Here is an 18,773-nt window from a genome sequence, read left to right on the forward strand (position 1 = left end):
TCGACGCAGGGCTAGAGCGAGGGCTTTCATTCCCATGACCGATACCACCAACGCGATCCACGAAGACGGCTCGCTGGAACGCCTCACGATCGACACCATCCGCACGCTGTCGATGGACGCGGTGCAAAAGGCCAATTCGGGCCACCCCGGCACGCCGATGGCGCTGGCGCCGGTCGGCTACACGCTGTGGTCGCAGTTCCTGCGCTACGATCCCTCGCGGCCCGACTGGCCCAATCGCGACCGCTTCGTGCTGTCGGTCGGCCATGCCTCGATGCTGCTCTACAGCCTGATCCATCTCGCCGGGATCGAAGAGATCGATGCCGACGGCAACAAGACCGGCAAGCCCGCCGTCAGCCTCGAGGATATCGAGGGCTTCCGCCAGCTGTCCTCCAAGACGCCCGGCCATCCCGAATATCGCCACACCACCGGTGTCGAGACGACCACCGGCCCGCTCGGCGCGGGTTGCTCCAACTCGGTCGGCATGGCGATCGCCGAACGCTGGCTCGCCGCGCGCTACAACCGCCCCGAATTCACGCTGTTCGACCATGACGTCTACGCGCTGTGCGGCGACGGCGACATGATGGAAGGCGTCGCGGCCGAGGCGGCGAGCCTCGCCGGCCACCTCAAGCTTTCCAATCTCTGCTGGATCTACGACAGCAACCACATCTCGATCGAGGGCGGCACCGACCTTGCCTTCGACGAGGATGTCGGCCTGCGCTTCCAGGCCTATGGCTGGAACGTCATCCATCTCGACGACGCCAACGACACCCAGGCCTTCGCCAAGGCGATCGAGACGTTCAAGGCGACCAGCGACCGCCCGACCTTCATCGTCGTCCATTCGGTGATCGGCTGGGGCAGCCCCAAGGCCGGCAGCGAGAAGGCACACGGCGAGCCGCTCGGCGAGGACAATGTCCGCGCCACCAAAAAGGCCTATGGCTGGCCCGAGGACAAGAGCTTCTACGTCCCCGAAGGTGTGGCGGAGCATTTCCACGGCGCGCTCGCCGACCGCGGCACCGCATTGCGCGAGGCGTGGGAGCAGACCTTCGCCAAATATCGCGAAGCCGAGCCGGCGCTCGCCGCCGAACTCGACCTGATGCTCAAGGACAAGCTGCCGGACGGCTGGGATGCGGACATCCCGGAATTCCCGGCGGATGAAAAGGGCCTCGCCAGCCGCGACTCCGGTGGCAAGGTGCTGAACGCGCTCTCTGCCAAGGTGCCGTGGCTGATCGGCGGCTCCGCCGACCTCGCGCCGTCGACCAAGACGGACATCAAGGGCAAGCCCTCGTTCGAGGCCGACAATTACGGTGGCCAGAACTTCCACTTCGGCGTCCGCGAACACGGCATGGGCGGCGTCGTCAACGGCATGACGCTGTCGCACCTGCGCAGCTATGGCTCCACCTTCCTCGTCTTCGCCGACTATATGCGCCCGCCGATCCGCCTGTCGGCGATCATGGAACTCGCCAGCATCTGGGTGTTCACCCATGATTCAATCGGCGTCGGCGAAGATGGTCCGACCCACCAGCCGATCGAGCATCTCGCGACGCTGCGCGCGATCCCCGGCCTCGACACGATCCGCCCCGGCGACGCCAACGAGGTCGCCTATGCGTGGCGCGCCGCGCTGGAGGACGCCAGTCGCCCGACCGCGCTGATCTTCTCGCGCCAGGCGCTGCCGACGCTCGACCGCAGCAAATATGCACCCGCGGAAGGCGTGATGAAGGGCGGCTACGTCCTTGCCGACTGTGACGGCACGCCGGATGTCATCCTGATCGCTACGGGCAGCGAACTGGCATTGGTCGTCAAGGCGCACGAACAGCTCAAGGCAGACGGGGTCAAGAGCCGCGTCGTGTCCCTGCCGAGCTGGTATCGCTACGAGCTCCAGTCCGACGAGTACAAGGAAAGCGTGCTGCCCAAGGCCGTCACCGCACGCCTCGCCGTGGAGCAGGCGGGCGAGATCGGCTGGCACCGCTTCGTCGGTCTCGACGGCCGCACGATCACCATGTCGACGTTCGGCGCCTCCGCCCCCATATCCAAGCTGCAGGACAAATACGGCTTCACCGTCGACAATGTCGTCAAGGTGGCGCGCGCGATGCTGGAGAAGACCAATGGGTAAGCTGAGCGACCTTTCCGCCGCGGGCACCGCGGTGTGGCTCGACTTCGTCGACCGCAAGTTCCTCGAGGCGAAGGGCCTCGACAAGCTGGTCGCCGAGGACGGGTTGACCGGCGTCACCTCCAACCCGTCGATCTTCGAAAAGGCGATGGGTCATGGCGATGCCTATGACGGCAGCCTCGCCGAATTCGACAAGGCGCATGCCGGCGCGGCGACGATCGACCGCTACGAAGCGCTGGCGATCCAGGACATCAAGGCGGCGGCCGAGACGTTGCGGCCGGTCTACGACCGGCTCGATGCCAAGGACGGCTATGTCAGCCTGGAGGTGTCGCCCTATATCGCCGACGATACCGATGCGACGATCGCCGAGGCGGAGAAGCTGTGGCATGCCGTCGACCGCCCCAATCTGATGATCAAGATCCCCGGCACGCTTGCCGGCGGCCCCGCGATCAGCGCGACGATCGCCAAGGGGATCAACGTCAACGTCACGTTGCTGTTCGCCCTCGACGCCTACATCCGCGTCGCCGAGGCCTATGCCGCAGGCCTTGAGGAGCGCGTGAAGAACGGTCAGCCGATCGATCGGATCGCCAGCGTCGCGAGCTTCTTCGTCAGCCGGATCGACACGATGATCGACAAGGAGATCGATCGCCGCGTGGCCGAGAACGATCCCGAGGCGGAGACGCTGAAGGGCCTGCGCGGCAAGGTGGCGATCGCCAATGCCAAGATGGCGTATCAATGGTTCCTCGATTTCGAGAAATCCGAACGATGGCAAGCACTTGCCGCTAAGGGCGCGCAGCCGCAGCGGCTGCTGTGGGCATCGACCGGGGTGAAGGACAAGGCCTATCCCGACACGCTCTACGTCGACACGCTGATCGGCCGCGACACGGTGAACACCATGCCGCCGGCGACCATGGACGCGTTCCGCGAACGCGGCACGGTCGCACCGACGCTGGAGCAGGACGTCGAGGAGGCGCGCCGAGTCCTGGCGGAAGCCGACCGGCTCGGCCTCAACCTCACCGGCGTCACCGACACGCTGGTGGCGGAGGGCGTCGCCTCCTTCGCCAAGGCCTTTGACGACCTGCTGGGTTCCATCGCCGCAAAACAGCCGGCGGAGGCGTAAAAGGAGCTGGGGGGCGGAAACACCCTCTTCGGTGCGACTTTTGTGACCTTCCAGACCCTCCGGGCGCGACTTTTGTGACCTTCGGCCGAACCTGGGCCGGGGTCGCAACAACTTCGCGCCCGCCGGGTTCTACCCTCCATCCACTCATCCGCAGGATAGCAGACATGAAGATCGGACTGATCGGCCTCGGCCGCATGGGCGGCAACATCGCGCGCCGGCTCATGAAGGCAGGCCATCAGGTCGTCGCCTATGACCGCAGCGCCGAAGCGGTGCAGGCCCTCGCCAAGGACGGGGCGGAGGCCGCCAGTTCGCTCGACGACGTCCGCGCCAGGCTCGACAGCCCGGCGATCTGGTGGGTGATGCTGCCTGCCGGCGGCCCGACCGAAGATACGATCGCGGCGATCGGCGAGGGCGCGACCGACGGCGACATCATCATCGACGGCGGCAACACCTTCTACAAGGACGATATCCGCCGCGCCAAGGCGCTCAGCGAGAAGGGCGTGCATTACGTCGACGTCGGCACCTCCGGCGGCGTGTGGGGGCTGGAGCGCGGCTATTGCATGATGATCGGCGGCGACACCGAGACGGTAGAACTGCTCGATCCGGTGTTCGACGCGCTCGCTCCCGGCCTCGGCTCGATCACCCGCACCCCCGGCCGCGTCGCCGATGCCGTCGACCCACGCGCCGAAAAGGGCTATATCCACGCCGGGCCGGCCGGCTCCGGCCATTTCGTCAAGATGGTCCACAACGGCATCGAATACGGCCTGATGCAGGCCTATGCCGAGGGCTTCGACATCCTGAAATCGAAGAACAGCGACAAGCTGCCCGAGGATGAACGCTTCGACCTCAACATGACCGATATCGCCGAGGTATGGCGCCGCGGCAGCGTCATCTCCTCCTGGCTGCTCGACCTCACCGCGATCGCGCTCGCCAAGGACGAGCAACTGGAAAGCTTCTCGGGCAGCGTCGCCGATTCGGGCGAGGGTCAATGGACGATCGATGCCGCGATGGAGGAGAAGGTGCCCGCCAACGTCCTCACCGCATCGCTCTTCGCCCGCTACCGCAGCCGCATCGAGCACACCTATGGCGACAAGGTGCTTTCCGCCATGCGCTTCGGGTTCGGCGGCCATGTCGAGATGCCGCAGTGAGCGCAGGCATCCGGCTGGTCGTATCGGACATCGACGGCACCCTCGTCGACAAGCAGAAGCAACTGACCCCCGCGACGACCGACGCCGTCCGGCGGCTGGAGGAGGCCGGCATCGGCTTCACCGTCATCAGCGCGCGGCCCATGTCGGGGATCATGCCGATCGCCGACACGCTGGGGATCGACGAACCGATGGCGGCCTTCAACGGCGGCATCATCTTCCGCCGCGACGGCAGCATCGCCGAACATCACGTCATCGATGCCGCGGCGGTCCGCGGCGTGCTCGAGATCGCCGCCGACAGCACGGTCGACACCTGGGTCTTCGCCGACGATCGCTGGTATGCCTCGACGGACGCAGGCGAGCATGTCCAGCACGAACGGGTGGCATCCAACCAGGAACCGGTCGTTACCACCGACTTTTCCGCATTGGTCGACCGCGCCGACAAGGTGACCTTCGTCAGCGACGATCATGCGATGCTCGCCGATCTCGCTGAGCGCTGCAAGGCGGCGCATGGCGCGGACGCGACGATCGTACAGAGCCAGCCCTATTATCTCGATGTCACCGCGCTCGCCGCCAACAAGGGCGACGGGCTGGTGGCGCTCGCCGCGACCTTCGACCAGCCGCTCGATGCGGTGGCGGTGCTCGGCGACCAATATAACGACGTGCCGATGCTGGAGCGCGCCGGCCTCGCGATCGCGATGGGCAATGCCCCCGATCCGGTCAAAGCGCTCGCCGATCACGTCACGGCCGGCAACGACGCCGACGGTGTCGCGCACGCGATCGACACGATCATCTTTCCCCGCATCGGAGTATCTTCATGAAGCAGCTGGTTGCCTTCGACCTCGACGGAACGCTGGCCGAGAGCAAGCAGCCCTTGCAGGAGCCGATGGGGGAGGCGCTGGCCGACCTGCTCGGCGTTGCGAATGTGGCGGTGATCTCCGGCGGCGACTGGCCGCAGTTCCAGAAGCAGGTAGCGAGCCGCCTGCCGGCACGCGCCGACCTGTCGAAGCTGTGGCTGATGCCGACCACCGGCACCAAGCTCTACACCCATCGCGACGGCGAATGGGGGTCGGTCTATGCCGAGCTGTTCGACGAGGACACGAAGGCGAAGATCCTCAAGGCGTTCGATGAATCGCTGGAGGCGACCGGCTTCGTGCCCGAGCGGACCTGGGGCGAGCGGATCGAGGATCGCGGCAGCCAGATCACCTTTTCCGCGCTCGGCCAGCAGGCGCCGGTCGCCGAGAAGGAGCATTGGGACCCCAAGTTCGAGAAGCGCAAGGTCATCCAGGCCGATCTCAAGCAGCGCCTGCCGGGCCTGTCGATCAACATGGGCGGCGCGACCTCGATCGACATCACGCGTGAGGGTGTCGACAAGGCCTATGGGCTCAAGAAGCTGCGCGACGAAAGCGGCATCGCGCTCGATGCGATGATGTTCATCGGCGATGCCATCTTCCCCGGCGGCAACGATTATCCGGCGAAGGAACTGGGCCTCGACACCGTGCGCGTGCGCGATCCGGAGGAGACGCTGTCGGTGATCGCCGCGGTCGTCGCCTGCCAGAAATGACCTGAAGGCGGTGCGGCGCCCCGGTCAGCTGGGGCGCTGCACCCGTTCGGTGAGGACGATCTCGCCCTCCACCTCGATATCCTCGTCATCATCGAGGTCCGAGGTGTCGGGCATCTCGAACTCGGCGCGCCAGTCGTAGATCTTCTCGGCGCCGCCCTCCACCCAGACGCGCACCGCGCCGCTGGTGATCTCGCCACCCATCGCGCCGACGAAGTCGGTGACCAGCGCGTCCGCCGCGCTCTCGTGATCGGCCACGCCGGGAATGCTGGCCGGCTCGATCGCCTCGTCCATCTCGATTAGCTGAGCCCAGAATCGCTTGGCCATGGTCGTCGTCCTCCAGTGCGCGAGAGGGCGGCAGGGCCGCATCTGCTCGGGATGGGCGGCCGATAGCGGGCTTGTGCGGTGTAGGACAGCCCGTTCCTGAGGGCTCGGTCAATAAGAAGGGGCGCACGCTGTTGGCGGGCGCCCCCTCCTTCGGGCGGCGGCGTGGCGGAGCCACGCCGTCAGTCCTCGCGTGCCGCGAGGCTGGCCGACAGCGCCTGTGCGGCGAGCCGCACCGCGTGCCGGCTCGGCACGCTCAGGCGCTGTAGTACATGTCATACTCGACCGGGCTGGGCGTCATTTCCCAGCGTGCGACCTCGGCCCACTTGACCTCGACATAGGCTTCGATCTGGTCCTTGGAGAAGACGTCGCCCTTGAGCAGGAAGTCGTGGTCTGCGGTCAGGCTCTCCAGCGCTTCGCGCAGCGAGCTGCACACGGTCGGAACCTGGGCGAGCTCTGCCGGCGGCAGGTCGTACAGGTTCTTGTCCATCGCTTCGCCCGGATGGATCTTGTTCTGGATGCCGTCCATGCCCGCCATCATCAGCGCCGCATAGGCGAGATAGGGGTTGGCCATCGCGTCCGGGAAGCGCACTTCGACGCGCTTCGCCTTGGGGCCGGTGCCGTAGGGGATGCGGCACGAGGCCGAGCGGTTGCGCGCCGAATAGGCGAGGAGCACCGGCGCCTCGTAACCCGGCACCAGGCGCTTGTAGCTGTTGGTCGTCGGGTTGGTGAAGGCGTTCACCGCCTTGGCGTGACGGATGATGCCGCCGATGAAATACAGGCACATCTCGCTGAGGCCGGCATAACCCTCGCCCGCGAACAGCGGCTTGCTGCCGTTCCAGATCGAGAAGTGGGTGTGCATGCCCGAGCCGTTATCTTCCTTGATCGGCTTGGGCATGAAGGTCGCCGACTTGCCATAGGCATGCGCGACCTGGTGCACGACGTACTTGTAGATCTGCATGCGGTCGGCGGTGGTGGTCAGCGTGCCGAAGGTGAGGCCGAGCTCGTGCTGCGCGGCGGCCACCTCGTGGTGGTGCTTGTCGCAGGGCAGGCCCATCTCGAGCATGGTCGACACCATCTCGCCGCGGATGTCGACGGCGGAGTCGACCGGCGCGACCGGGAAATAGCCGCCCTTGGCGCGCGGACGGTGGCCGAGATTGCCGCCTTCATATTCGCGACCGGTGTTGGTCGGCAGCTCGATGTCGTCGATCTTGAAGTAGGAGCCGGCATAGTTCGTGTCGAACTGCACGTTGTCGAACATGAAAAATTCGGCTTCCGGACCGACATAGACGGTGTCGCCGATGCCGGTGGTCTTGAGATACGCCTCGGCGCGCTTGGCGGTCGAGCGCGGATCGCGGGCATACAGCTCACCGGTCGAAGGCTCGACCACGTCGCAGAACACGATCAGCATCGGCGTCGCCGAGAAGGGATCGGTGTAGATCGCGTCGAGATCGGGCTTCAGCACCATGTCCGATTCGTTGATCGCCTTCCACCCCTCGATCGAGGAGCCGTCGAACATCAGCCCGTCGGTCCATTCGTCTTCGCCCATGACCGAGGCGACCATGGTCAGGTGCTGCCACTTGCCCTTGGGGTCGGTGAAGCGCAGATCGACCCACTCGATCTCTTCGTCCTTGATCTTGTTCAGGATGTCGTTGGCAGTCGCAGCCATGTGGTCGTCTTCCTCGTGTTCCCCTCCCGCCCCGCGGGAGGGGCTAGGGGAGGGCATGTTAAAGATACGAAGGGGTGGACAGGCCCTCCCCCGACCCCTCCCGCAGGCGGGAGGGGAGAATGGTCAGATCGCCGCTTCATCGCGTTCGCCGGTGCGGATGCGCAGCGCGGTTTCGACCGGGATGACGAAGATCTTGCCGTCGCCGATCCGCCCGGTCTGGGCGGCGGCGGCGATCGCCTCCACGACGCGTTCGGTGAGCGCATCGTCGACGACCACCTCCAGCTTCACCTTGGGCAGGAAATCGACGACATATTCGGCGCCCCGGTACAATTCGGTGTGGCCCTTCTGCCGGCCGAAGCCCTTGGCCTCGGTCACGGTGATGCCGCTGACCCCGATCTCGTGCAGCGCTTCCTTCACCTCATCCAGCTTGAACGGCTTGATGATGGCTTCGACCTTCTTCACCGGAACACGCCCCTCGACTGAACCCTCGCCCCGAGCGCGGGTATTGCACCAAACGTGCCAGCCGGCGCCCCTCGGGGCAATGCGGATTCGGCGCCGTCTGCTGCCTGCAAAACGGGCAGGGTCGCAGGGGATGCCCGATCATCGGGCAGGGCGCCGCCGCATACCGAGTCGCACCCGCGGAAGTTGGCGAAGTTTACGACACGTCCCCCTCGGAATCGCTCCCCGCGCGGTCCCGCGGGGGACTGGCGGACGCGGAGGGGCGAGCTGGGCATGGCGGCAGGATAGCGGTTCGGCGGCGTGTAGGACAGCGCCGGCGATACAGGGCCTCTCGCCGCATGCGTACCGTTTGTCGAAGCCTGCCCTTCGACGAGCTCAGGGCAAACGGGTCAGGGACAACGCTCGACATCCAAGCGGAATGACTGATGGCGCAGCTGTAGGGTCGCGGATCGCAGCCCGGCCCTGATCGACAGAGCGCCGCAGTTCAGAGAATGGAGCGGACCCGTTCCGGCGGGCGGGCGAGGACGACGCCCTTGTCGGTTTCGACCAGCGGGCGTTCGATGAGGATCGGATCGATCGCCATGGCTTCGAGGATCGCCGCATCATCGCGGGCCGCGAGCCCCTTGGCGGCGGGTTCCGCCATGCGCAGCCCTTCGCGGGGGGACAGGCCGGCCAGCGCGTAGAGTCGCGACAGCGTCGCGACGGTAGGCGGGTGCTTCAGATACTCGACGATGGTCACGTCCGCGCCGGCTTCGGTGAGCAGGGCAAGGGCTTCGCGCGATTTCGAGCAGCGGGGATTGTGATAGATGGTGGCGTGCATATCCGGGCTTACCATCCCCGCTTGTGCGAGGGGAGATGGCGCAAAGCGATGGTGGAGGGACGGCGTCGCGCATGCCTGCGGTGCCGCGATCCCTCCACCATGCTTCACTCAGGCCGCTGCCGTTGGCCGGAGCGGCCGGCATCGGCCTACTTGCGTGCGTTCTTCATCGCCATCTTCACGGCGCTCATGAAGCGGTTGCCCGGCTGCGCCTTGCACTGCTGGACGACGAGGGGGACGACATTCTCGACGCCATCGAGCGTCACGGTCGGATGCGCCTTGCCCTTGGGGCCGTAATTGGCCGCATACACAACCGCTTGCGGACGGAAGCTTTCGTCGAGCAGGCCGAAGTCGCGGCAACTGACGGTTTCGAGATGCTTGCCGGTCTTGAGCAGTTCGATGTTGGTCATCGACCCGTTCCTGCCGGGAACCTGAGCCTTTTCCTTGACTTGCAATGGAGCGGCGATGCTGGCCGAAGATACGGCGAGCATGGCGCCGACGGCGATCGTTGCAAAAACCCGAGTCTTCATCATCTGACTTACTCCCGTGTTATAGGCAGCGGGTATAATGCAGATCGTGGCGAGCGGTTTCTTGCTGAAAGTGATTTCATGCAAGCGTCATGTTGGTTGTTCAGCAGCAAGAACAGTATAGTGAGGGCAGGTTGTTGAAGAATCTGGAGTATTGGCGCGTATGCTTCCTCTCCCGACCGGCAGGGTCATCGCATTGCGCTGTCTGATCCGCGGTGGTGTTCTTCTATCCTCCGTCATGCCGGACGTGTTCCGGCATCCACCGTGCCGCATACCCAGACGCTATGGGTTTTGCGGCACGGTGGACCCCGGAACGAGTCCGGGGTGACGGAGACTATCGGGATGGCATGCCCCTTTACCTGAAGCCGGCGGTCGTCCTCGCGATATGCGATAGCCCCGCCTCGGACGGGGACTTCTACGAGGCTTGCCGGTGTGGGGTTGGGGGAGCGAGGCGCAGGCCTGCGTGGCGCAACGCCCTCTCCCTGGCGAGAGGAGAGGGGCGATGTGCAGGCGTCGATGTGGTCTTGTGAACGGTCAGCCCTGCTGGGCCAGCCATTCCTCCAGCCACTTGATCGTATATTGGCCGTTCTGGAATTCGGGATCGTCGAGCAGCGCCTGGTGCAGCGGGATCGTGGTCGTCGGACCCTCGATGACGAATTCCTCCAGCGCCCGGCGCAGGCGGCGCAGGCAGCCTTCGCGGGTGGTGCCGTAGACGATCAGCTTGGCGATCATCGAATCGTAATAAGGCGGCACCTTGTAGCCCGCGTACAGGCCGCTATCGACGCGGACGTGCATGCCGCCGGGCGCGTGATATTGCTTCACGAGGCCGGGCGAGGGGGCGAAGGTGCGCGGATCCTCGGCGTTGATGCGGCATTCGATCGCATGGCCGCGGAACTGCACGTCCTGCTGACGCAGGGTCAGCGGATGCCCCTCGGCGATGCGGATCTGTTCGCGCACCAGGTCGAGGCCGGTGATCATCTCGGTCACCGGATGCTCCACCTGCAGGCGGGTGTTCATCTCGATGAAGTAGAATTCGCCGTCTTCCCACAGGAATTCGATGGTGCCGGCGCCGCGATAGCCCATGTCGGCCATCGCCTTGGCGACAATGCCGCCCATCCGTTCGCGCTCGGCGGCGCTGATGACGGGGGAGGGCGCTTCCTCCAGCACCTTCTGGTGGCGGCGCTGGAGCGAACAGTCGCGTTCGCCCAGGTGGATGGCGTTGCCGTTGCCGTCGCCGAAGACCTGGAATTCGATATGCCTCGGGTTGCCGAGGTATTTTTCCATGTAGACGGTGGCGTCGCCGAACGCGGCCTTCGCCTCGGTGCCGGCCTGCTGCATCAGCGTTTCGAGCGTGTCGGGGCCGGTGCAGACCTTCATGCCGCGGCCGCCGCCGCCCGATGCCGCCTTGATGATGACGGGGTAGCCGATCCGCTCGGCGAGCGCCTTCGCCTCGGCGACGTCGGTGATCGCGCCGTCCGAACCGGGGACGAGCGGCAGGCCGAGCGCGCCGGCGGTGCGCTTGGCCTCCACCTTGTCGCCCATGGTGCGGATATGTTCGGGCTTGGGGCCGACGAACAGCAGGTTGTGCAGCTCGACAATCTCGGCGAAGCGCGCGTTCTCGCTGAGAAAGCCGTAGCCGGGGTGGATCGCGTCGGCGCCGCTGATCTCTGCCGCCGAGATGATGTTGGGGATGTTGAGATAGCTGTCGATCGCCGCCGGCGGTCCGATGCAGATCGCCTCGTCGGCGAGGCGGACGTGCATCGCGTCGGCATCGGCGGTGGAGTGCACCGCCACCGTCTTGATCCCCATCTCGTGGCAGGCGCGGTGGATGCGCAGCGCGATCTCGCCGCGGTTGGCGATCAGCAGTTTCTTGATCGGACGCAACAGACTTACTCGACCACCACGAGCGGCTGGTCGAATTCGACCGGCTGGCCGTTCTCGATCAGCACCTGGCGGACGACGCCGGCGGTCGGCGCGGTGATCGGGTTCATCACCTTCATCGCCTCGACGATCAGCAGAGTGTCGCCCGCAGCGACGCTCTGGCCGACCGCGATGAACGGCTTGGCGCCGGGCTCGGCGGCGAGATAGGCGGTGCCGACCATCGGCGACTTGACCGCATTGGCGGACGCCACGGTGGGGGCCATCGCGCCGGCTTCGGCGGCGACCGGTGCTGCTGCGACGGGCGCGGGCGCGGCGGGTGGCGGCGCGGCGTAGACGGGCGCGGCCTGCGCCGCGGCCTTGCGCGCGACGCGGATCTTGCGGTCGCCCTCTTCCACCTCGATCTCGGTGAGGTGCGTCGCGTCGAGCAGCTCGGCGAGCTGGCGCACGAGGTCTACGTCGACCTGCATGGCACCTGCGCCGTCAGTTTTCTGGGTCTGGTCGGTCATGGGGAGGCCTCCTGTCAGAACCGCGCCGCCGCTTCAAGCGCAAGCACATAGGACAACGCGCCAAAGCCGGCGATCGTGCCTTTTGCGGCACGGCCGACGTAGCTCAGGTGGCGGAAGGCTTCGCGGGTGTGCGGGTTGGACAGGTGCACCTCGATCACCGGTGTGCGGATGCCCTTGATCGCATCGTGCACCGCGACCGAGGTGTGGGTGAAGGCGCCGGCGTTGAGGATCACCGCTTTGGCGCCGGTCGCCTGCGCCTCGTGCAGCCAGTCGACGAGATGCCCTTCGTGGTTGGACTGGCGCATGTCGATCTCCAGTCCGAGGTCGCGGGCGCGATCCTCCAGCTGGCCGGCGATATCGTCGAGCGTGTCCGATCCGTAGATCTCCGGCTCGCGGGTGCCGAGCAGGTTGAGGTTTGGGCCGTTGAGGACGAAGATCGTGTCGGTCATGGCGGCGGGTGTATCGTCGTTTTGCGGGGGCGCAAAGCTGGCTTCTCCGTCGATGCACAGGGTGCGTGAGGGTGGACAGCCGGAATCGCGCGCCTAGATGGAGCGCAGCAAGGAGTTCCAAGCGTCATGGCCCATAGCGACGGCACCGTATCGATCACCGTGAACGGCGAGCACAAGCGCGTCACAGCAGGCCTCAGCCTCGCCGATCTGGCCACCGAGCTGGGGCTGGTGCCCGAAAAGGTCGCGGTGGAGCGCAACCTGGAGGTGGTGCCGCGCTCGACGCTGGCTGATGTGCGCGTCGAGGATGGCGACGACATCGAGATCGTCCACTTTGTGGGCGGCGGCGACCACCAGACGCAAATCGCGGACGACACGTGGACCGTCGCCGGCAAGACGTTCCGGTCGCGCCTGATCGTCGGCACCGGCAAGTACAAGGACTTCGCGCAGAATGCCGCCGCGCTGGAGGCCTCGGGTGCGGAGATCGTCACCGTCGCGGTGCGGCGCGTCAACGTCAGCGACCGCAACGCGCCGATGCTGACCGACTTCATCGATCCCAAGCGGGTCACCTACCTGCCCAATACCGCGGGCTGCTTCGATGCGGAAAGCGCGATACGCACGCTGCGGCTGGCGCGCGAGGCGGGTGGCTGGGACCTCGTGAAGCTGGAGGTGCTGGGCGAGGCGAAGACGCTGTATCCCGACATGCACGAGACGCTGCGCGCGACCGAGATCCTGGCCAACGAAGGCTTCAAGCCGATGGTCTACTGCGTCGACGATCCGATCGCGGCGAAGCGGCTGGAGAATGCCGGTGCGGTCGCGATCATGCCGCTGGGCGCGCCGATCGGATCGGGGCTGGGCATCCAGAACCGCATCACCATCCGCCTGATCGTCGAGGGCGCGGGCGTGCCGGTGCTGGTCGATGCCGGTGTCGGCACCGCGTCGGACGCGGCGGTGGCGATGGAGCTGGGCTGCGACGGCGTGCTGATGAACACCGCGATCGCCGAGGCGAAGGATCCGGTGATGATGGCGGCGGCGATGGCACGCGCGGTAGAGGCGGGGCGGCTCGCCTATCGCGCCGGGCGGATGGGGCAGCGGCGCTATGCCGACCCCTCAAGCCCGCTCGCCGGGTTGATCTGAGGCAAAAGACGTCGCCGCCGACCCTGAAGCATTTGTCACGGAACCGGTCCAACCCAGACCCGTTGTCCTGCTGTAGATCAAGTGGCCCGGCTGGCGGGGCACGTCACCGCAGGAGGTTCTCATGGGCGAACTCACCGACAAGATCAAAGGCAACATCAACGAAGCCATCGGCAACGTGAAGGAAGCCATCGGCAAGCACAACAACGACGGCGACATGGCCGCCGAGGGCAAGGCCCAACAGGTCGAAGGCAAGGGCGAGCAGTTCAAGGGCAAGGTCAAGGGCGCGCTCGGCGACGACATCTGATCGGATCGACGAACACGCCATGAAGGGCCGTTCCGGGAAGCGGAGCGGCCCTTTCCTTTGTCGCCAAAGGACGCGCCGCCGTATCGATGCCGCTGGCCTCGGCCCTGATCGCTGCGGGACACCTCAAGCCGGCCAAGGCCGATTACCCGAGCAGGGGCCAGTGGGTACAGCCTGCCCTCACTGGCAGAGTTGGCGGCCGGATCGAGGACCCGCGACGGGCGCATATCGTCGTGCGCGCCGATATCGGCAGGCGGGGATCGGCACCGCATGCGAGCCACGGCGGGGGAGGCCTGTCCACTCTGGAACCCGGCGCAGGCGAAACGCGTTGCGACCGACCGGTTCGTCCCCCGGCAAGGCTTCGTCAGCGGTGCCGAACTAGGACCAGTCGACCTTCAATCCTCCCCCGCCAGGGGGAGGTGGCAGGCGCAGCCTGACGGAGGGGGAGGTAGCCGACCACCAGCCTTGTGCGTCCCCCCTCCGTCGCCTTCGGCGCCACCGCATCGGGTTGAATGGCAGGGGCCATTCAACCCGATGCGCCTTGGCGGGGGAGGGCTGAAAAGCATTCCTCATCTTTAACGTCGATCGGGCCTAGTCCTTTGCGGGAAGAGCTATCGCATATGGGCTGTCCGATCCGCGATCTTCAATCCTCCGTCATGCCGGGCTTGGTCCGGCATCCACCGTCCCGCACACCATACGCTCTTGATTTTGCGGCGCGGTGGACCCCGGAACGAGTCCGGGGTGACGAAGGATACTGGGTTGGCATGCGCCTTCACCCGAAGCCGGCAGCCATCCTCCCCCTGGCGGGGGAGGATGAAGAGACCCCTCATCTCGAATGTCGATCGCGCCTAGCAAGCTACGACCGCGAACCGGCTGCGGCCATGCCGCCGCTGACGGTTCGTCGGCGCAGCGATTCAGGTCGTCTCACGACCGAACCACTTTGGTGGTTAATGGCGGAACGGCTGATTCTATCTTGAGTTAACGTTCGCATGAGTAAGCCGGAAGACTGGGCCTTCGCGTTCGAAGAGGCCGACCATTTGACCCGCATCCACCTGAAGCTCGCGCTGGAAGACGTCGGCTTCGAGGTGGCCGAAGCGGATGACGTGATCGCGATCGCCGGTGCGGGCAGTCCGGGGGATCTGGCGGCGCCGTTGCCGGGGCGCGCTGCCGGTGCACGGGTCGGCAAGTCCGGCGCGTAGGGCCTTCGTAGGCTGCCCCGACTGAATCGCGGAAAACGGTACGGATCAGCTGCAAAGCCCGGCGGACAATGCGGGCTTATGCCGTCTGCCGCTAGCCCCGGCCGGCGATGGCGGACAGGGTGGTGCCGGCGGTGATGATCTCGATATCGGTCTTGAGGTGCAGCAGGCGTACGCCGCGCTGCGCCTGCGCGCGGGCGAGCGCATCGGCGAAGTCCGCGGTGCGCTCCACCGTCTCCGCCCAGCAGCCATAGGCGCGGGCGAGCGCCGCGAAATCGGGGTTGGCGAGGCGGGTGGCGGAGACGCGACCGGGAAATTCGCGCTCCTGGTGCATGCGGATCGTGCCGTAACCGCCATTGTCGATGACCAGCACCAGCAAGGATGCGTCATGCTGAACCGCGGTGGCGAGCTCCTGCCCGTTCATCAGGAAGCAGCCGTCGCCGGCGAGCGCGACCACCTGCCGCTCGGGGTGACGCAAGGCGGCGGCGACCGCGGCCGGCAGGCCATAGCCCATCGCGCCGGAGGTCGGTGCCAGCTGCGTGCCGGGCGCGGCATAGGGCCAGTAGCGGTGCCACCAGCCGCTGTAATTGCCGGCGCCGTTGCAGATGATCGTATCGGCGGGCAGCGCCTCGCGCATCGCCGCGACGCAGGGGCCAAGGTCGAGCGCCACGCCATCGCGCGGTGCGGGTGTCGACCAGGCGCGCCATTCGGCATGCGCCTCCGACCCGCCGGGGTGCGGCGGTCCGTCGATGCCGGCGAGCGCCTCGGCGAATTCCGCCATGGTCGCCGGGATCGAAAGGTCGGTGCGATAGGTCATGCCGAGCTCGCCCGCATCCGGGTGGACGTGGACGAGGCGCTGGCCGGGGTGATCGGGGGTGACGAGCGTATAGCCGTCCGTCGTCGCCTCGCCCAGGCGCGGGCCAGCGACGATCAGCAGGTCCGCCGCCTTGACCCGCGCGACGAGCTTCGGATTGGGGCCGTAGCCCAGGTTGCCGGCATAGCTGGGGCAGGCGTTGGGGATCGCATCCTGCCGGCGGAAGGCGGCGGCGACGGGCACCCCGGTGCGATCGGCCCAGGCGGCGAAATCCTGTGCGGCGACCCCGTCCCAGCCGGCGCCGCCGACGATCGCGAGCGGACGTTCCGCGGTGGCGAGCAGATCGGCGAGCTGCGCCAGCGCATCCTCGTCGCAGCCCTGCGCCAGCCGCTCGACGCGCGGCCGGTCGATCGCCTCGACGGTGTCGAGCAGCATGTCCTCGGGCAGGGCGAGCACCACCGGCCCCGGCCGACCGTTGATCGCCACCGCATAGGCACGGGCGACATATTCGGGGATACGGGCGGCATCGTCGATCCGCGCCGCCCATTTGGCGAGCGGCGCGAACATCGCCTGGAAATTCACTTCCTGAAACGCCTCGCGGTCGCGGGTGCCGCGGTCGACGTCGCCGATGAACAGGATCATCGGCTGCGAATCCTGGCGGGCGACGTGCACGCCGATCGCCGCGTTGGTGGCGCCGGGGCCGCGGGTGACGAAGGCGATGCCGGGCCGATGGGTCAGCGTACCGTCGGCGCAGGCCATGAACGCCGCGCCGCCTTCCTGCCGACAGACGACGGTTTCGATTGCCGGCGTATCGTGCAGCGCGTCGAGCACCGCGAGGAAGCTTTCGCCGGGCACGGTGAAGATGCGCTCACACCCTTGCGCGAGCAATTGATCGACCAGGATGCGGCCGCCGGTACGGGTCTGTCTCTCCATCCCGCGACTATCGCCGGGCCGGGCGGCGGTGTCGAGCCGGATCAGAGGCGCGAACGGCCGCCGAAGTCGAACCAGCCCGGCCGCTGCCCGGCGGGATAGGCGGGGCGGGCGGCGGTCTGCCGGCGGCCGGTGACCCGCTCCGCCAGCGTCGGCGCGGGTGCGACGGGGGCGGCGACGGGCGCCGTCTCGGCGGCGCGGGCGAGGCGGGCGTTCTCGCGCTCCAACTCGGCGATGCGGGCGTTGGCGGCGGACAGGCTGGTATCGCCCTGCTTGCGATAGCCGGCATGCGCCTCGCGCTCGGCGGCATAGCGCGCCTTCCACTTCTTGCCGCCGCCGCTGCTGGCGAGCCCGAAGAACCAGCCTGCGATCAGGCACAGCGCCAGTGCGGCGAGTTGCGTGGTGGTGGTGAAGAGCATGCCGGTGCCTCCCTGTTACGGGGGCATAACGACGGCGGTGAGGGTTGGTTCATCGGAGGGCATGCTGCCGGTCCCAATTGATCCTCAATGCGGACGACGACCGGCTTTCGACCGCCAAGTCGGTTGGCGACGAAATTGAATGGGTGCACAATGATTCATGGAGATCGAAATCGACGACGACAATCCGTCTCTGGACGCGGCGTTCATGGCCGGCATGATGCCGTCCCGACGCGGTCCGAGACTGGAAGCGCCGAAGGTGGAGATCAAAATCCGCCTGGATGCGGCGACGGTCGAGCATCTACGCGGCAGCGGACCCGGATGGCAGACCCGCGTGAATGCCGCGCTCATCCAATTGGTAGCCGCGAGGCAGATTTGAGCGCGACCGCTCCTATTCGCCCCCGCGTGCCTTTCGTACCGGTTATGATCTTCGTCAGAAGGCGTCGCTGATCGAGCAGGCGGCGGGGCCGAGGATGACGATGAACAGCGTCGGCAGGATGAAGAGGATCAGCGGGATCGTCATGATGGCGGGGAGGCGCGCGGCCTTTTCCTCGGCGCGCATCATGCGTTCGTTGCGGAATTCGCCGGACAGGACGCGCAGCGCGCTGGCGAGCGGGGTGCCGTATTTCTCGGTCTGGATCATCGTGGTGACGACGCCCTTCACCGCATCCAGGTCGACGCGGGTCGCGAGGTTCTCGAACGCCTGGCGCCGTTCGGTGAGGAAGCCCAGCTCGATCGCGGTCAGGGTGAATTCGTCGCCCAGTTCGGGATAGGCGCGGCCCAGTTCCTTGGCGACGCGGTGGAAGGCGGCATCGACGGTGAGGCCGGCTTCGGCGCAGATCACCAGCAGGTCGAGCGCATCGGGCAGGCCCTTGCGGATCGCATCGCTGCGCTTGGTGATCTTGTTCTTGAGGAAGATGTCGGGCGCCTTGTAGGCGAGGACCGTGGTCACCGCGACGAGGCCGTAGCGCTTCAGCGGCGACCAGGCGGGGAAATAATCGAGGACATAGACGATCAGCACGGCAAGGCCGCCGAACACGATCGGCAGCGCCAGCCGGCCGAAGATCACGCCGACCGCCCATTCCTTGGAGCGGATGCCGGCCTGCATCAGCTTGACCTGCGCTTCCTTGACCTGGCTGTCCTGCAGCACCTTCAGCGAGGAGAGCAGGCTGCGCATGCGGTCGGTGGTGTCGTTGCGCTGGACCAGTTTGGCGCGCCGCTTGGTGGAGGCGGTGATGCCGGCCTTCAGCTGTTCGCGGCGGTCGTTCAGCGCCTTGACGCGCTTGGTCATGGGATCGCTGACGGTGGTGACGGCGTAGATCGCGAGCATCACCGCAAAGGCGGCGACGCCCGACAGGATCGTCGCAACCCACAAAACGTCGATGCCCATCAGCGTCGGTCCGGAAGCCTGCATGTC

General features: G+C 66.6%; 20 protein-coding genes. 9 read left to right on the plus strand and 11 right to left on the minus strand.

Features of this window, described 5'->3' with window-relative positions:
- Window positions 1-34: 34 nt before the first annotated feature.
- From tkt to AC4GY7_RS04690, 5 genes are all read left to right on the plus strand, one after another.
- Window positions 35-2,110 (plus strand): transketolase, encoded by a 2,076-nt coding sequence (tkt, locus tag AC4GY7_RS04670; protein WP_491112230.1) that lies wholly within the window; start codon window positions 35-37, stop codon window positions 2,108-2,110.
- Window positions 2,103-3,227, plus strand: coding sequence for a transaldolase (tal, locus tag AC4GY7_RS04675; protein ID WP_491112231.1), 1,125 nt, complete (start codon window positions 2,103-2,105; stop codon window positions 3,225-3,227). The genes tkt and tal overlap by 8 nt, the downstream gene beginning before the upstream one ends.
- Before the next feature lie 146 nt (window positions 3,228-3,373).
- On the plus strand, window positions 3,374-4,375 hold the full coding sequence (gnd, locus tag AC4GY7_RS04680) for a phosphogluconate dehydrogenase (NAD(+)-dependent, decarboxylating) (RefSeq protein WP_491112798.1): 1,002 nt from the start codon (window positions 3,374-3,376) through the stop codon (window positions 4,373-4,375).
- Window positions 4,372-5,193, plus strand: coding sequence for a Cof-type HAD-IIB family hydrolase (locus AC4GY7_RS04685; protein ID WP_491112232.1), 822 nt, complete (start codon window positions 4,372-4,374; stop codon window positions 5,191-5,193). The genes gnd and AC4GY7_RS04685 overlap by 4 nt, the downstream gene beginning before the upstream one ends.
- On the plus strand, window positions 5,190-5,936 hold the full coding sequence (locus AC4GY7_RS04690) for an HAD-IIB family hydrolase (protein ID WP_491112233.1): 747 nt from the start codon (window positions 5,190-5,192) through the stop codon (window positions 5,934-5,936). The genes AC4GY7_RS04685 and AC4GY7_RS04690 overlap by 4 nt, the downstream gene beginning before the upstream one ends.
- A gap of 24 nt (window positions 5,937-5,960) precedes the next feature.
- Here the strand turns inward: AC4GY7_RS04690 and AC4GY7_RS04695 are convergent, their stop codons facing one another.
- From AC4GY7_RS04695 to aroQ, 8 genes are all read right to left on the minus strand, one after another.
- Complete coding sequence (locus AC4GY7_RS04695) at window positions 5,961-6,260, minus strand: hypothetical protein (protein WP_443585039.1); 300 nt, start codon at window positions 6,258-6,260, stop codon at window positions 5,961-5,963.
- 253 nt (window positions 6,261-6,513) lie between these two features.
- Window positions 6,514-7,926 (minus strand): type I glutamate--ammonia ligase, encoded by a 1,413-nt coding sequence (gene glnA, locus AC4GY7_RS04700; RefSeq protein WP_443585040.1) that lies wholly within the window; start codon window positions 7,924-7,926, stop codon window positions 6,514-6,516.
- A 123-nt stretch (window positions 7,927-8,049) separates the two neighbouring features.
- Window positions 8,050-8,388, minus strand: coding sequence for a P-II family nitrogen regulator (locus AC4GY7_RS04705; RefSeq protein WP_115377572.1), 339 nt, complete (start codon window positions 8,386-8,388; stop codon window positions 8,050-8,052).
- Window positions 8,389-8,869: 481 nt separating this feature from the next.
- A complete protein-coding gene (locus AC4GY7_RS04710) occupies window positions 8,870-9,205 on the minus strand; it encodes an arsenate reductase family protein (RefSeq protein WP_491112234.1) in 336 nt (111 codons plus the stop codon).
- A 146-nt stretch (window positions 9,206-9,351) separates the two neighbouring features.
- Window positions 9,352-9,612, minus strand: coding sequence for an HdeA/HdeB family chaperone (locus AC4GY7_RS04715; protein WP_491112235.1), 261 nt, complete (start codon window positions 9,610-9,612; stop codon window positions 9,352-9,354).
- Between the two features lie 651 nt (window positions 9,613-10,263).
- The gene (gene accC / locus AC4GY7_RS04720; RefSeq protein WP_491112236.1) at window positions 10,264-11,613 is read right to left on the minus strand and encodes an acetyl-CoA carboxylase biotin carboxylase subunit; all 1,350 of its coding nucleotides are present in this window, start codon (window positions 11,611-11,613) and stop codon (window positions 10,264-10,266) included.
- A 5-nt stretch (window positions 11,614-11,618) separates the two neighbouring features.
- Window positions 11,619-12,116, minus strand: a complete 498-nt coding sequence (accB, locus tag AC4GY7_RS04725; protein WP_491112237.1) for an acetyl-CoA carboxylase biotin carboxyl carrier protein — start codon at window positions 12,114-12,116, stop codon at window positions 11,619-11,621.
- A 14-nt stretch (window positions 12,117-12,130) separates the two neighbouring features.
- Complete coding sequence (gene aroQ / locus AC4GY7_RS04730) at window positions 12,131-12,565, minus strand: type II 3-dehydroquinate dehydratase (RefSeq protein WP_443585045.1); 435 nt, start codon at window positions 12,563-12,565, stop codon at window positions 12,131-12,133.
- Window positions 12,566-12,691: 126 nt separating this feature from the next.
- On the opposite strand from aroQ, the gene thiS reads away from it, so the two are divergent.
- From thiS to AC4GY7_RS04745, 3 genes are all read left to right on the plus strand, one after another.
- On the plus strand, window positions 12,692-13,699 hold the full coding sequence (gene thiS / locus AC4GY7_RS04735; protein WP_491112238.1) for a sulfur carrier protein ThiS: 1,008 nt from the start codon (window positions 12,692-12,694) through the stop codon (window positions 13,697-13,699).
- A 121-nt stretch (window positions 13,700-13,820) separates the two neighbouring features.
- On the plus strand, window positions 13,821-14,003 hold the full coding sequence (locus AC4GY7_RS04740) for a CsbD family protein (protein WP_443585047.1): 183 nt from the start codon (window positions 13,821-13,823) through the stop codon (window positions 14,001-14,003).
- A gap of 986 nt (window positions 14,004-14,989) precedes the next feature.
- Window positions 14,990-15,199: a hypothetical protein gene (locus AC4GY7_RS04745; protein WP_491112239.1), complete on the plus strand. Its 210-nt coding sequence runs from the start codon at window positions 14,990-14,992 to the stop codon at window positions 15,197-15,199.
- Between the two features lie 91 nt (window positions 15,200-15,290).
- On the opposite strand, the gene AC4GY7_RS04750 is transcribed toward AC4GY7_RS04745, so the two are convergent.
- Complete coding sequence (locus AC4GY7_RS04750) at window positions 15,291-16,943, minus strand: thiamine pyrophosphate-binding protein (protein ID WP_491112240.1); 1,653 nt, start codon at window positions 16,941-16,943, stop codon at window positions 15,291-15,293.
- A gap of 41 nt (window positions 16,944-16,984) precedes the next feature.
- Window positions 16,985-17,359 carry a hypothetical protein gene (locus AC4GY7_RS04755; protein ID WP_491112241.1) on the minus strand — a complete coding sequence of 125 codons (375 nt, stop codon included), beginning with the start codon at window positions 17,357-17,359 and terminating at the stop codon, window positions 16,985-16,987.
- A gap of 157 nt (window positions 17,360-17,516) precedes the next feature.
- On the opposite strand from AC4GY7_RS04755, the gene AC4GY7_RS04760 reads away from it, so the two are divergent.
- Window positions 17,517-17,735 carry a BrnA antitoxin family protein gene (locus AC4GY7_RS04760; protein ID WP_491112242.1) on the plus strand — a complete coding sequence of 73 codons (219 nt, stop codon included), beginning with the start codon at window positions 17,517-17,519 and terminating at the stop codon, window positions 17,733-17,735.
- A 54-nt stretch (window positions 17,736-17,789) separates the two neighbouring features.
- Here the strand turns inward: AC4GY7_RS04760 and AC4GY7_RS04765 are convergent, their stop codons facing one another.
- On the minus strand, window positions 17,790-18,770 hold the full coding sequence (locus AC4GY7_RS04765; protein WP_443585052.1) for a type II secretion system F family protein: 981 nt from the start codon (window positions 18,768-18,770) through the stop codon (window positions 17,790-17,792).
- Between the last annotated feature and the right edge of the window lie 3 nt (window positions 18,771-18,773).

It is taken from the genome of Sphingomonas sp. SP5 (assembly GCF_058313455.1).